General features: G+C 70.6%; 10 protein-coding genes and 1 pseudogene. 6 read left to right on the top strand and 5 right to left on the bottom strand.

What is annotated here, in order from left to right; translation table 11 throughout:
* Window positions 1–36 precede the first annotated feature (36 nt).
* Complete coding sequence (locus tag OG252_RS44805; RefSeq protein ID WP_329343501.1) at window positions 37–1,068, top strand: aldo/keto reductase; 1,032 nt, start codon at window positions 37–39, stop codon at window positions 1,066–1,068.
* Complete coding sequence (locus OG252_RS44800; protein WP_329343499.1) at window positions 1,059–1,790, top strand: FadR/GntR family transcriptional regulator; 732 nt, start codon at window positions 1,059–1,061, stop codon at window positions 1,788–1,790. The genes OG252_RS44805 and OG252_RS44800 overlap by 10 nt, the downstream gene beginning before the upstream one ends.
* Before the next feature lie 241 nt (window positions 1,791–2,031).
* Here OG252_RS44800 and OG252_RS44795 read toward each other — a convergent pair whose 3' ends face one another.
* The 5 genes from OG252_RS44795 to OG252_RS44775 form a co-directional block, all read right to left on the bottom strand.
* On the bottom strand, window positions 2,032–2,223 hold the full coding sequence (locus OG252_RS44795; protein WP_329343497.1) for a ferredoxin: 192 nt from the start codon (window positions 2,221–2,223) through the stop codon (window positions 2,032–2,034).
* A 1-nt stretch (window position 2,224) separates the two neighbouring features.
* Window positions 2,225–3,640, bottom strand: coding sequence for a fatty acid desaturase (locus OG252_RS44790; protein WP_329343495.1), 1,416 nt, complete (start codon window positions 3,638–3,640; stop codon window positions 2,225–2,227).
* A gap of 122 nt (window positions 3,641–3,762) precedes the next feature.
* On the bottom strand, window positions 3,763–4,974 hold the full coding sequence (locus OG252_RS44785; protein ID WP_329343493.1) for an NAD(P)/FAD-dependent oxidoreductase: 1,212 nt from the start codon (window positions 4,972–4,974) through the stop codon (window positions 3,763–3,765).
* Window positions 4,971–6,734 carry a GMC family oxidoreductase gene (locus OG252_RS44780; RefSeq protein ID WP_329343491.1) on the bottom strand — a complete coding sequence of 588 codons (1,764 nt, stop codon included), beginning with the start codon at window positions 6,732–6,734 and terminating at the stop codon, window positions 4,971–4,973. Before OG252_RS44780 ends, OG252_RS44785 begins: the two co-directional genes overlap by 4 nt.
* Before the next feature lie 125 nt (window positions 6,735–6,859).
* Window positions 6,860–8,212: a PucR family transcriptional regulator gene (locus tag OG252_RS44775; protein WP_329343489.1), complete on the bottom strand. Its 1,353-nt coding sequence runs from the start codon at window positions 8,210–8,212 to the stop codon at window positions 6,860–6,862.
* A gap of 626 nt (window positions 8,213–8,838) precedes the next feature.
* Between OG252_RS44775 and OG252_RS44770 the strand changes: the two genes are divergently transcribed.
* The 4 genes and pseudogenes from OG252_RS44770 to OG252_RS44755 all read left to right on the top strand — a co-directional run.
* Complete coding sequence (locus tag OG252_RS44770; RefSeq protein ID WP_329343487.1) at window positions 8,839–10,344, top strand: streptophobe family protein; 1,506 nt, start codon at window positions 8,839–8,841, stop codon at window positions 10,342–10,344.
* 192 nt (window positions 10,345–10,536) lie between these two features.
* Window positions 10,537–11,271, top strand: coding sequence for a response regulator transcription factor (locus OG252_RS44765; RefSeq protein WP_329345362.1), 735 nt, complete (start codon window positions 10,537–10,539; stop codon window positions 11,269–11,271).
* Window positions 11,268–12,902, top strand: coding sequence for a sensor histidine kinase (locus OG252_RS44760; RefSeq protein ID WP_329343485.1), 1,635 nt, complete (start codon window positions 11,268–11,270; stop codon window positions 12,900–12,902). The genes OG252_RS44765 and OG252_RS44760 overlap by 4 nt, the downstream gene beginning before the upstream one ends.
* 180 nt (window positions 12,903–13,082) lie before the next feature.
* Window positions 13,083–13,370: pseudogene (locus tag OG252_RS44755) on the top strand (transposase); the annotation flags it as partial.
* Window positions 13,371–13,430 lie beyond the last annotated feature (60 nt).

The following is a 13,430-nucleotide window of genomic DNA, read 5'->3' as shown; positions in this document are numbered from 1 at the left end:
GCTGCCCGGCCACCCATCGCCCCCGAGGAGCACGTCTTGCGAAACCGGAAGATCACGAACACCTCCGTCGAGGTCACCGAGCTCGGCTTCGGGGCCTCCGTCATCGGCAACCTGTACCGGGTCACCCCGGTCGACGAGGCGGCGGCCGCGGTCGAGGCCGCCTGGGACGCGGGTGTCCGCTACTTCGACACCGCCCCCCACTACGGGCTCGGCCTCTCCGAACGACGTCTGGGGGCCGCCCTGCGCGACCGTCCCCGCGAGGAGTACGTCGTCTCTTCCAAGGTCGGCCGGCTGCTCGTGCCCAACGAGCAGCCGCGGGGTGTCGACAGTGAGGGGTTCGTCGTCCGGGACGATCTGCGCCGGCAGTGGGACTTCAGCCGGGACGGGGTCCTGCGCTCCATCGAGGACAGCCTGGAGCGCACCGGCCTCGACCGCCTCGACATCGTCTACCTGCACGACCCGGACGACCACTGGCGGCAGGCCGCCGAGGAAGCCATGCCCGTCCTGGCGGAGCTGCGTGATCAGGGGGTGATCGGCGCGATCGGTGCCGGGATGAACCAGTCGGCCATGCTCGCCCGCTTCTTGCGCGAGACCGCCGCCGACGTGGTCATGCTCGCCGGGCGCTACACCCTCCTCGACCAGTCGGCCTTGGACGATGTCCTGCCCGCCGCAGCGGAGCACGGCAAGAGCGTGGTGGCCGTCGGCGTGTTCAACTCCGGCCTGCTTGCCCGCGAGCGGCCCGCCGCAGGCATGAAGTACGACTACGAGGACGCCCCGCCGGACCTGGTCGCGCGGGCGCTGGCGATCGCCGAGGTCTGCGAGCGTCACGGTACGACTCTGCCGGCCGCGGCGATCGCGTTCCCGTTCAGCCATCCCAGCGTCATCAACGTCACCCTGGGCGTACGGGGTCCGGAACAGGCCAGGCGCAACGCGGAGCTGCACGGTCGGCATGTCCCTGAGGGTTTGTGGGACGATCTGCGCCTGCTAGGTCTGATCAGGCCGGACGTACCCGCGATGAGCCACGCGGAGGACACTGACGGAGAGAGAAGGAGTTCGCGTTGTCTCTGACCGACAAGGCCATAGAACAGATCCGTGAGCTCATCCGCACCGGCGCGCTGCCGCCTGGCTCGAAGCTGCCGCCGGAACCGGAGCTTGCGGCGCAGCTGGGCCTGTCCCGCAACCTGGCCCGTGAGGCGGTCAAGGTACTGTCCGTCGCCCGCGTCCTGGAGGTCCGTCGCGGTGACGGAACGTATGTCACCAGTCTCCAGCCGAGCCTGCTCCTGGAGGGCCTCGGTGGCGCGGTCGAGATGCTGCAGAGCGACTCGGGGGCGCTGCTGGACCTGATGGAGGTACGCCGGCTCCTCGAGCCGGTCGCCACCGCGCTGGCGGCCACCCGGATCTCCGACGACCAGCTGGCCGAGGTGAAGCGGCACCTGGACGCCATGCGTGAGGCTCGTGAGGACGTCGAACAGCTGAACGCACACGACGCGGCCTTCCACCGCGTCGTCGTCTCGGCCACCGGCAACGAGACCCTCCTCACCCTGCTCGAGGGGGTATCCGGCCGCACACTCCGCGCCCGCATCTGGCGCGGGATGGTCGACACCCGGGCCTCGGAGAGGACGCTTGCGGAACATGAGGCCATCTTCGAGGCGCTGTCCACCCGTGACGCTTCGCTGAGTCAGGCCGCCGCCCTGCTGCATGTGAGCCACACCGAGCAGTGGCTGCGCACGCACCTGGAAACTGCGACCCTTCTGCCGAACTCGCCGGCGACGGGTCGGAAGGCCCCCTGACCGCCGCGGGACTGCGGTGTCATGCAGCGGTGGGGAGCACGCAGCCTACGGTGGTCCTACCAGTCGAATCACTTCTGCCTTGTGCAGGCTGTTCAGTCAATGGCGCATGCCCGCCGTCACTCTCGCCTTCGTTCGGTGTGGCTTACGATATCTGCAACCGGCGCTCAGGTAACAAGCTGCCCGGACGACGGTGCCCCCCGTCGTCCTCGTTCCTCGCACGACGCACCGTCGGCCGCTGCTGTCAGTTCTCCAGGCGCAGCGCCGACACCGGGCAGGACTTCACCGCGGAGTCCACGAGTTGGCGGTCCTGTTCACGCGGGTGGTCGTCGAGCAGGAGTACCTGGCCGTCGTCACCGACTTCGAAATACCGGTCGGCCATGGCCTCGCACATGCCGAGGCCCTCGCATCTGTGCAGGTCGGCGAGAATGCGCATGTCAGGCCGCCTTGGAGGTCAGAGGGATGAAGTCGGCCTTCTCGCGCACTCCGCAGTCCGGGCAGGTCCAGTCGTCCGGGATCTGCGACCACGGGGTGCCGGCGGCGAAGCCCTCCAGCTCGTTGCCCTCGGCGACGACATACGTGTGACCGCAGCCCGGGCAGCGGGCGGCCTCGACGCTGTCCGCCAAGGTGCGGGCCGGGCGGTCGACGCCGTCCACAGTGGCGGGTGCGCCCGATGGCGTGGGGTACTTGGCGAGCAGTCTTCCGAGCTTGCCGGGCTGGACGTTGGCGCGGCGGATGTCGCCCTCGAAGTGGGCGACCACCAGCGGGTCCATGAGGCGCCGGAACAGCGGCGGGAACAGAGCGACGATCATCATGCCCGTGTAGCCGGTCGGCAGGACGGGACTCTCGTCGAAATCGCGCAGGGTCTGGAAGCGCCGGGTGGGGTTGGCGTGGTGGTCGCTGTGGCGCTGCAGGTGGTACAGCAGGACGTTGGTGGCGATGTTGTTGGAGTTCCACGAGTGGGCCGGCGTGACCCGCTCGTAGCGCTGCCTGCTGCCGTGCTGGACCTTCTGCCGCAGCATCCCGTAGTGCTCCATGTAGTTGACGATCTCGAGAAGGGAGAAGCCGAACACGGCCTGGATCGCCAGGTAGGGCAGAACGCCCGCGCCGAGCCACGCGATCACCGCGCCCCAGAGGACTACGGTCATGAGCCAGGCGTTGATGACGTCGTTGCCGAGATGGAACGGGTGTGTGTCTCGGCGCTTGTAACGCTTGCGCTCGACCTGCCAGGCGCTGCGCAGTGAACCGGCCACGGTGCGCGGCCAGAAGCGGTAGAAGCTCTCTCCCATCCGGCTGGACGCCGGGTCCTCGGGCGTGGCGACGCGGACGTGGTGACCGCGGTTGTGCTCGATGTAGAAGTGGCCGTAGGCGCACTGGGCGAGCGCGATCTTGCCGAGCCATCGTTCCAGGTCGTCCCGTTTGTGTCCGAGTTCGTGCGCGGTGTTGATGGCTACGCCGGCCACGGTGCCGAGCGTGAACGCCATGCCGATCCGGCCCTGGACCGAGACGCCGCCGGTCGCGGTGATCCACATGCCGTAGACGAAGCCGCTGTACTGCAGGGGCAGGTACAGGTACGTCACCCAGCGGTAGTAGCGGTCCTCTTCGAGCGCGTCGATGACGGCGTCGGGCGGGTTGGTCGGGTCGTTGCCGGCGACGAGGTCGACGAGCGGAACGACGGCGAGCAGTACGACGGGCCCGAGCCAGAGGAACAGGTCGGTTCCGGTGAGTGCGCGGAGCGAGCCGGCGAGGAAGGGCAGCGACGGGACGACCAGGCCCAGCGGCCATAGGTAGCGCTTCCGGTCGCGCCACACATCCTTCCCGTCGATCGGGGTGGGGAGTGGGAAGGTCTTCACGGCGCCTCCTTGAGAAAGGGACAACGAAGGGTGAGGGGCAAGCCAGCACACTCAGCCGCGTATGGCGGAGAGGAAGATGCCCGGCAGCGCGGCCGCGTCGGCCGGGCGGTGGTGACGGGCCGTCATGCGATTTCCTCCACACGTGTGTGCACGCCCGCGAACTCGAGTGCCGTCGCCCATGGCGCGCTGCGCGCGATCATGGCCCGGTACTTCATGATCTTCCTGGGCTGGTTGAGTGTCAGCGCCCCGACGAAGCGGTCCCCGGCCCGGTAGAGAGCCGACCAGGAGTCGACATCCCGGTCGCCCACGACACGGACCCCATCCGCCTCGGCGACGCCCACCATCTGGATGCGTGAGCCGTACCAGTCCGACCAGAAGTACGGCACGGTGGACACGGCGGTCGCCGCGCCCGGGTCGACCGCGTGGCGTCCCGCAGCGGTTCCGAGTTCGGCGGCCGCCGCCCGGTTCTCCAGCCGCATCGCGGTGCCGAACAGCGGGTTGTGCCAGCGGGCCACGTCGCCGGCGGCGTAGACGCCGGGTGCCGCACGCAGTGTCCCGTCGCACAGGACGCCGTCGGCCACGGCGAGCCCCGCATCCGACAGCCAGCCGGTGGCCGGCCTGGCGCCGATGCCGACGAGCACCAGGTCCGCCGTCAGCACTGAACCGTCCGTCAGCTCGACCCGCTTGCCGCCCGGTTCTTCGCGCACGGCTCGGACCGTCACACCGCAGCGGAGGTCAACGCCGGCACGGCGGTGCAGTGCGGCCAGTGCCGGGGCGATCACCGGTCCGGCGGCGCGTACGAGCGGCACTTCGGCCGCCTCGACGATCGTCACGGCCGCGCCTCGCGCTCGCAGGGCGGTGGCGACCTCCGCGCCGATGAAGCCGCCTCCGACCAGCACGGTGCGGGCGCCGGCGGCAACGTGGCGCCGGACCGCGTACGCGTCGTCGAGGGTCCGCAAGGTGTAAACGCCCGCCATACCCTCCGTACCCGCGAGTGGGATGGGTGCGCATCCGGTGGCGATGACCAGTGCGTCGTACTGCATGGGACGGTCGCCGACCATCACCTCGCGGTCCTTGAGGCAGAGGCCGCTCGCCGGTTCACCGAGCCGTACGTCGACGCCCAGATCCGGGAGCGCGTGTGAGCCTGCGAGCGTGGGCACCGCGGGGTTTTCGTCCTGGAGGAACGCCTTCGACAAGGGCGGTCGGTCGTACGGCAGGTGGCGCTCGGCGCCGATCAGGGTGATCGGCCCCGAGTAGCCGGCGGCGCGGGCGCCCTCCACCGCCCGCAGCCCCGCCAGTGACGCCCCGACGACCAGCAGTCCGGCCTCCCTCATGGGGTCGGACCTCCCTTCCGGGCAGGGGCAGCCCGCCGCAGGGCCGCCGGCGCATGCGCCGGAACCGCTGCTCGACGGGGGGCGATCGCCTCGATGCGTCGGTACGGAGCACCCAGCGGGGGCCGCGGGTCCGGCTCTCCCCTGTTCGGCCACAGCGACATCGCACGCTCGGCCTGCGCGGTGATCGTCAATGACGGATTGACGCCGAGGTTGGCGGAGATCGCGGACCCGTCGACGATGTGGAGTCCGTCGTAGCCCCAGACCCTGTGGTACGGATCGATGACGCCGTGGGCCGGGTCGTCGGAGATCGTGCAGCCGCCGATGAAATGCGCCGTCATGGGGATGTCGAAGATCTCGCCGGTGGTGCCGCCGGCGATTCCGTCGATCTTCGCCGCGACCCGCCGGACGGCGTCGTTGCCCGCGGGAATCCAGGTCGGGTTCGGCTCGCCGTGTCCCGGGCCGGACGTGAGCTTGAAGCGGCCGGTGCGGGTCCGCCGGCCGGAGACGGTGATGGAGTTGTCCAGTGTCTGCATCACCAGCAGGATGATGGTCCGCTCCGACCAGCTCCGCGGGGAGAACCATGTCAGGTTCCGCGGGTGCCGCAGCATCGTCCCCAGCCAGGTGAGCCAGCGCGGCGCCCGGCCTTCGCCGTCGGTCAGCGCGTTCTGCAGCAGGGACATCGCGTTGCTGCCCTTGCCGTAGCGGACCGGCTCGATGTGCGTGTGCTCGTCCGGGTGGATCGACGAGGTGATGGCCACGCCCTTGGTGAAGTCGACGTCCTTGCGGAAGGACTTGGCGCCGAGGATCGACTCGGAGTTGGTGCGCGTCAGCCGTCCGAGACTCGGCGAGAGGTCCGGCAGCGAACCGGTGGCCCGGGCCCGATGCAGCAGCCGCTGGGTGTTATACGTGCCGGCGCTGACGATCACCTCACGGGCCCGCCAGCGGCGCACGTTCGTGCCGCGCCGCCGGGAGCGGCCGGTGCGGGCCGTTCGGACCTCCCAGCCTCCTGCGGGCGAGGGCCGTAGGTCGGTGACGGTGGTCATCGGCACGACCCGGGCGCCCAGCTTCTCCGCGAGGTACAGGTAGGTGCGGTCCAGGGTGTTCTTGGCGCCGACGCGGCAACCCGTCATGCAGGACCCGCACTCGGTGCAGGTGCGCCGGGCCGGGCCCGCACCCCCGAAATACGGGTCCGGGACGAGAGTGCCCGGTGCCGTCCCGGGCTCTCCGAAGAGGACGCCGACCGGGGTGAGCCGGAAGGACCGACCGGCGCCCATGTCCTGCGCGACCTCACGCAGTACGGTGTCGGCGGCGGTCAGGGTCGGATTCGACGTGACGCCGAGCATGCGGCGCGCCTGGTCGTAGTGGGGCGCCAACTCGTCCTGCCAGTCGGTGATGTGCGCCCAGTGGCGGTCCTCGAAGAACGGCCGCGGCGGCTCGTACAGGGTGTTGGCGTAGTTCAGGGAGCCGCCGCCCACGCCCGCGCCGCCCAGGATGACGACGTCACGCAGCAGGTGGATGCGCTGGATGCCGTAGCAGCCCAGTCGCGGGGCCCAGAGGAAGTTGCGGACGTCCCACGACGTCCGGGGAAGCGTCTCCTGCGTGCGGCGCGGGCCCGCCTCCAGGACGGTGACGCGGTAGCCCTTCTCCGACAGCCGGAGCGCGCTCACGGATCCGCCGAAGCCGGATCCGATGACGAGGACGTCGGCGTCGTACCCGTCCTCGTACTCGGCGGCCTGCGGTGTCGATGCGGGGTCGGACATGCGGTCCTCCGGGGAGAGTCGTGACGACCGCAAGTGTTCGTCCCGGGCCCCGGAGGGTCATTGGTCTGGAAACCGGATGTGCCGGTGCGCGACTGTCACGCGGCACAACGCCGCCGTTCTCCCGGTCAGACGCGCGGCGTCACGACGGGGCGCAGGACGGTGCTGCCGAGCAGCAGGCACGCCAGCAGGGCGACCTCCACGTCGATCCGGCCCTCGGCGAGCGGCCGGCCACGCGCTTCCTCCGCCTTGCGGATCCGGTACTGGATGGTGTTCTTGTGCAGATGCAGTGCGGCCGCGGCGGTGTTGAGGCTGTGCCCGCTGGACAGGTAGGCCCACAGCGTCTCGCGCATCCGGGCGCAGTGCTCGTCGTCGTCGGCGAGGCCGCCGAGCACCAACTGGACCCAGGCGCGCAGTTCCCCCACCTCCGCCCCCACCAGGGCGAGCGGGCCGAGCTGGGACCACGCCAGGAGAGGGCGCGCGTGCGCGGGATCCGCGGCCAGGGCGATGGTCTGGGCCTGACGAGCCTGGCGATGGCTGAGGCGGAACCCGTCGAGCCCTGTCCCTGGTTCGCCCACGGTTGTGCGTACGCCACCAGGCGCTTCGCCCATGGCGTCGGCAACGGACACCGGATCGACGGCCGAGCACGGCATCCAGGTCCACAGCGTCGAGTCGTCCGGAGCGACGGACAGAGCAGGCCGTGAACCCGTGTCCAGGGCGGACGCCAGCCGGCCCAGGTGACGCTCCAGCACGCCCAGGCGGTCCGACTCGCCGGTCTCACGGCCGCACCACACCACCACGCCCACCATGGGGAGGGCGGACGGGAATCCGGTCACCGCCTCCAGTTCCCCGGGATCGGAGTTTCTGCCGTCGAGCAGCGCCTGGACCCTCGCGAGCCTCACGGCGTTGCGGTGCCGCATCCAGGTGTCCCGCTCCATCAGGTATGCGGTCACCGCTTGCTCGGACACTCGGTCGATGAACGAGAAGGCGAAAGATGACAGCGCCATCGCGGCGTCGGCGACCTCGCTCGCGGCGACGTCCTGGGCCGCGATGCGGGCGATGATCCGCTGCTGGAAGGCCGCCTGCCCGAGCCGGTAGCCCCGCAGCATGGTGGTGATCGGGACACCCTGCTGCGCGAGCCGACGAGCGAACTCCAGAGCGACCGGAGGCGCCGTGAACTCCTCGGTCTCACGGTGGGTGCTCAGCGCACGCAAGGCCGTTACCACGTTGTCCAGCACCGTGCTTCGAAAGACCTCCGCTGTGCGCGGGTCCTGAACAAGTTCCGGGAGCGGCGCCGTGATCGCCAGAATCACGGACTCGGCCAGGCCGTCGACGTCCTGAAGCACGGAGGAGGCTGCGCGCTGAAGCGTGGCCGTCGTCACGAAGGGCCCGGCGCTCGTCGTACTGGGCCGCGGTGCCCCCGGGGCAGTGCGGGTCTCGCCCCCGACGGTCACAGCTTCGGGCACACGTGATTCGGGCACAGCAGGGCACCTCACGCATTGAATTGACACTTCATTAAACGATACATGTATCAACGCGCCAAAGGTCAATGCCCTCTCCTCGCGATCGAAACTACTGCGCGCGTCAAACGGCCCCGGGGGGCCCGGTTCTTCGACATGCCGGTCGCCGCGACCGCAAAATGCTCCTCTCTGCAGCGCCGTGCTCCGCCCATTGATGGCTCGCGTCAGTCACGCCGACAGCGAGAGAGCACAACAAACACCCTGTTTCGGGAAGCCCAGCGACTCCAACCTGCCGCCACCGCGCTGGCACCTGGTTCTCCGACAACCAGCCGGCCCGGGTGAAGCGGCGACTTCGAGTGATCATTTCCCATGTGCCGCGAATGCATCTGTTGCACGGCTCCCGCCATGCCACGCCCGTCCGTAGACAAGGTTCTGGGAACTTTCTGGGAAGAGGGCCGGTACCTCGGTGGTGCGCGCTCCGTGACCTGCACCGCTCTCCCGCCGGCTCACAGAAAGCTCCCAGAACCTCTCGGGAACGTCGTACCCGGCACCGCCACTGTGTGCGGGTCCCCCCCAGCACGCGGCGCCGCGCTCTCCCCCCGTTCGGCGCCGCGTGCTTCCCGCCAGCGAAGCGGAGTGTTTCCTCCATGGCAGCCACCACGCCCCTCTCCCCGTCCAAGACCGGTGCCGGTACGAGTCCGCGTTCCCCACAGCGCACCGCGCCGGTGCGGCTGATCGGTCCCTGGCAGAACGCTCTGGAAGGGGCGGCTGCCGCGCTGTGCGCGGTGGCCGCGATGGCGACCGTGTCCGCTCTGGCGCTGCTCCTGCTCGACGCGAAGTCCTTCGGATCGCTGTGGTCGTTGACGATGGCCCTGACAGCCATGGCCGTGGGTGCGTCAGTGAGCGCGGGTTCGGATGTCTCCACGGATACCGGGTCGATGGGCGGGCTGGCCTCCCTGTTCGGCGGCGGTGGGCTGGGTCCGTCGATGAGCGGTGCGGCCGATGCCGTGCCGCTCGGAGTCACGCTGGTCGGCGCCGTCGTCCTGTGGATCACGTTCTCCCGGCGGCTGCGTCAGGGGCAGCAGCGGCGGTTCACCGGCGGTGACCTGGCCGCGCGGGCGGCCGGAGCGGGAGCCGCGGCGCTGGTCACCCTCATGATCGTGGCCGGCCTGGCACAGGGATCGGCCACCATGCCCGCGTCGGCGATGACGGGGATGGGAGGAGGAACCGACGGGGACGAGTCTGCCGGCGGCTTCGGCGGGACCGGCGGTCTGGGCGGTCTCATGGGCGGTGGCGGTACGGGGACCGAGTCGGCAATGACGTATGACGTGAGCGCGGGATCGGCGGGCCTCGGCGCGGTGTTGTGGGTGGCCGTCGCACTCGGCACGGGATGCCTGATCAGCCGCCGGGTGCGGCTGCCGCTGGGCGGTGCGCTCGACGGTCTGCGCACCGCCTGGGGCCCGAGCCTCTCGGTCGTCGTCCGCACGACCCTCGTCCTGGCGGCCGTACCGCTGGTGGCCCTTGCGGTCGTCGGGACGGTGGTCGGTGGCCGGGCGGGTTCGGCGGCGGGTGCCGCCCTGCTGCTCGTCCCGAACGCCCTGGCCGTGTTCCTGAGCCTCGGTGTCGGTTCCTCGTGGACGGCCGAAGTGCACCCGGTGCAGAGCGACGACAGCGGCAACCCGCTCGCCGCTCTCATGGGCGGCATGGGTGGCACGGGTGACATGGGCGGCACCGAGCAGCCCGACCGTACCGAACATCTGAGGTCCCTGTCGGCGGGCGGATGGCCGCTGTGGCTCGCAGCCCTCGCGGTGACCGGTCTGATCCTGCTCGCCTGCGCCTACCGGGCCGCCCGGGCCACGCCCCCCGGCCACAAGCTCCCGATGCTCCCCTACCGGGGGCCACTGGCCGGGCACCTCGGCATGGCCGAACGGTTCGGTGTCGTCACGGCCGTCGTCCTGGGCGTGGCGGCCTGGCTGGCGGGGGCCTCCGGGCACTTCGGCGTCAGCATGTTCGGCAGCCAGATGGGAGGAATGCAGGCCGGGCTGAGTGGCAGCGTGCTGCGGACGGTTGGATTCGGGCTGCTCGTCGGGGGTCTCGCCGGATTCGCAGGGAGCCTGCTGGCCGCGGTGCGGGTTCACCGCCTAACGCGGTGATCGCGGGCTTTACGCGATGAGAACAGCCTTCTTACGTATCCTGCCTGAGCCGGCTGCCGCGCGCCGTGCGTCTTGTGCCATGCCCCCGCTGTCTGGCCATCTGCCGGTGTCCGGCGGGGCCGGGAGCGTGTTCCCGGTTGCCTGGAGGCTTCCTTGACACCTGTTGAGCGCTCCGCCGTGCCTGGCCCCGGCATCGAGAGCGATCCCGTCACGGCGGCCGCCACGGGCGTGAACCTGCTTGTCGTGGATGACGAGCCCACCGTGCGGGAACTGCTGTGCGCAGCCCTACGACACGCCGGTTTCACCGTCGCCGCGGCCGGGACGGGCCAGGAGGCCCTGGACCGTGCGCGGCAGGTCTCGCCGGATCTGGTCCTGCTGGACGTGATGCTTCCTGACCTGGACGGCTTCGAGGTGATCAGGCGACTGCGCGAGCAGCACCGGCCCGCGTGGGCGCCCCGCAGCGGGCACATCCCGGTCGTGTTCCTCACCGCCCGCGACGCCACTCAGGACAAGATCGAGGGCCTGGTCCTGGGTGGAGACGACTACGTGACCAAGCCGTTCGACCTCCAGGAGCTGATCGCGCGCATCCGCGCCGTGCTGCGCCGCACAAGCGGCGACCCGACCGCACTGTTGCGCGTGGCCGACCTGGAACTCGACCCTGACGGCGTCCAGACGACCCGGGCGGGCGAGCCGATACGCCTGTCACCCACGGAGTTCCGGCTGCTGCGCTACCTGATGACCAACGCCGGGTGCACGGTCTCGAAGCCGCAGATCCTCCAGCGGGTGTGGGACTACGACTTCAACGGCGACACCGGCATCGTCGACACCTACATCAGCTATCTGCGTCGCAAGATCGACAACGGTGGCCCGAAGCTCATCCACACGGTGCACGGCGTGGGCTACGTGCTGCGCGGACCGAAGTCATGACCCCGCCCCGCCGGGTCCGTGCGCTCTGGGCGCGCGCGTCCCTGCGCAGCCGGGTGCTGCTGTTGGCCGTCGCCCTGCTGGCGGCCGGGTTTTCCGCCTTCGCCCTGGTCACCGGGAACGCCCTTCGCGGCTACATGGAGGACCGCCTCGACTCCCAACTCCGTGCCACGGCCCAGGTGTTCACCGTGCTCCCACCGACGGTGGCGGAGAACGGGGCCGGGCGGAAGCCGCCGCCGGCCCTCGCCGACTTCAGCACGGACGTCCTCGGCAACCCCGTCATCACCTATGTGGCCAAGGACGGCACCGTCGAGAGGAGCATCGACTCCCTCGCAGGGGCGAACCGGACGAGCAACGCGCGTGGCCCGGCGCTGCCCCGGCTCGACACGGCCGCGGTGGCCGCGCGCGAGGGACGTCCGTTCACAGTCGGCAGCACGAAGGGCGACGCGCGCTGGCGCGTGCTCGCCGTGCCCAGGGCGGCGGGTGCCGAACTTCCCGGAGCCACGGCGACGACGTCGGCCGGCTCCGGCAGTGTGGTCGTGGCGACGTCGTCGGACCAGGTGGACGCCACGGTGGGCCGCATGTGGGAGAACTACCGAACCACCGGCCTCATCCTGCTCGCCGTCCTGGCCGTGGCGGGCTGGTTCGCGGTCCGCTCCGGGCTGCGTCCGCTGTCCCGGGTCGAGCAGACCGCCGCCGAGATCGCGGGCGGCGACCTCTCTCGCCGGGTGCCCGAACTGGCCGGTCCGAAGACGGAGTTGGGCCGTCTGGCCGCCGCACTGAACGGCATGCTCGGGCAGCTGGAGACCGCATTCGCCGCCCGCGCCGAGTCCGAGACGCGGATGAGCCGGTTCGTCGCCGACGCCAGCCATGAGTTGCGCACCCCGCTCGCCGGCATCAAGGGCCTGACCGACCTGCACCGCATGGGTGCCCTGCCCGACCGCGAGGACATCGACGCCACGATGGCCCGCATCGCCCGCGAGTCCCAACGTCTGACCCGGCTCGTCGAGGACATGCTCCAGCTGGCCCGCCTCGACGAACACGTGCTGAAGACCACGGGACAGCCCACGATCCGTCGTGCGCTGGGCTCCCCGCCAGGTCTCGACCTCGCCCCGGCCGACCTGCGCACTCTCGCCTCCGACGCCCTCCACGACGTACGGGCCCTGGATCCGGCCAGGCCCGTCACCCTCACCGGCCCGGCCGGTGACGGGCAGCCCTCCTCCGCACCGGCTCTCGCCGACGAGGCCCGGCTGCGCCAGGTCGTCTACAACCTGGTCGGCAACGCCGTCACCCACACACCGGCCGGCACACCCATCCGCATCGGCGTGGGCACGGTCGGCGGCCAGGCCGTCCTGGAGGTCTCCGACCGGGGACCGGGTCTCACCTCGGACCAGAGCAGCCGTGTCTTCGAGCGCTTCTACCGCGTCGACACCTCTCGCACCCGTGCCACCGGCGGCACCGGTCTGGGCCTGTCCATCGTCCAGTCCCTGGTCACCGCCCATGGCGGACGCGTCGAGCTCGACTCGGCCCCCGGCCTGGGCGCCACCTTCCGCATCCTGCTTCCTCCGCTGATCGATCAGCCGGCGCCCACGGGCCCGCCGGAACCGGCGGTTCGCCACCAGAGTCGTGGGTGACCTCGCGGACCGGCCTCACGGGCGGGTGAGCCGAAGCGGCCCGCCGGGCATCCGGCGGGCCGCTCAGGAGCCGTAGGGCCGGTACGCCCCGGGGGACGATCGACCTTCCAGGTAGTCGCGCGCGGCCGCCCCTTCGCCCATTACCTTCGTTGTAGAGCCTGGCTGGGCCGAGCAACGGCGCGCCGCAAGAAGGGCGCCGCGAACACTCTCGCCGCGCTGAAATCGATCCGCGCCGCACGGCCCGACGGCGCCCCGGTCTACGTGATCATGGACAACCTGTCCGCCCACAAGGGCGCCGACATCCGGAGCTGGGCGAAGAAGCACAAGGTCGAGTTGTGCTTCACCCCGACCTACGCCTCGTGGGCAAACCCGATCGAGGCACACTTTGGACCGCTGAGGCAGTTCACCATCGCCAACTCGAACCACCACAACCACACCGTGCAGACCCGCGCCCCGCACGCCTACCTGACGCTATGAGGGCCGGGCCCCCTTCCGTGCTCAGCCCGGTGGATTCTGGTTCCGGGTGTT

This window comes from Streptomyces sp. NBC_01352 (assembly GCF_036237295.1).
GTDB classification, from domain to species: Bacteria; Actinomycetota; Actinomycetes; order Streptomycetales; family Streptomycetaceae; genus Streptomyces; species Streptomyces plumbiresistens.
This window is presented reverse-complemented; position numbering and strand designations above follow the sequence as displayed.

Excerpts from the sequence above, each read along its gene's own strand:
- OG252_RS44795 (WP_329343497.1), bottom strand. The coding sequence starts at position 2,223 with ATGCGCATTCTCGCCGACCTGCACAGATGCGAGGGCCTCGGCATGTGC.
- OG252_RS44785 (WP_329343493.1), bottom strand. The coding sequence starts at position 4,974 with ATGAGGGAGGCCGGACTGCTGGTCGTCGGGGCGTCACTGGCGGGGCTG.
- OG252_RS44780 (WP_329343491.1), bottom strand. The coding sequence starts at position 6,734 with ATGTCCGACCCCGCATCGACACCGCAGGCCGCCGAGTACGAGGACGGG.
- OG252_RS44770 (WP_329343487.1), top strand. The coding sequence starts at position 8,839 with ATGGCAGCCACCACGCCCCTCTCCCCGTCCAAGACCGGTGCCGGTACG.
- OG252_RS44760 (WP_329343485.1), top strand. The coding sequence starts at position 11,268 with ATGACCCCGCCCCGCCGGGTCCGTGCGCTCTGGGCGCGCGCGTCCCTG.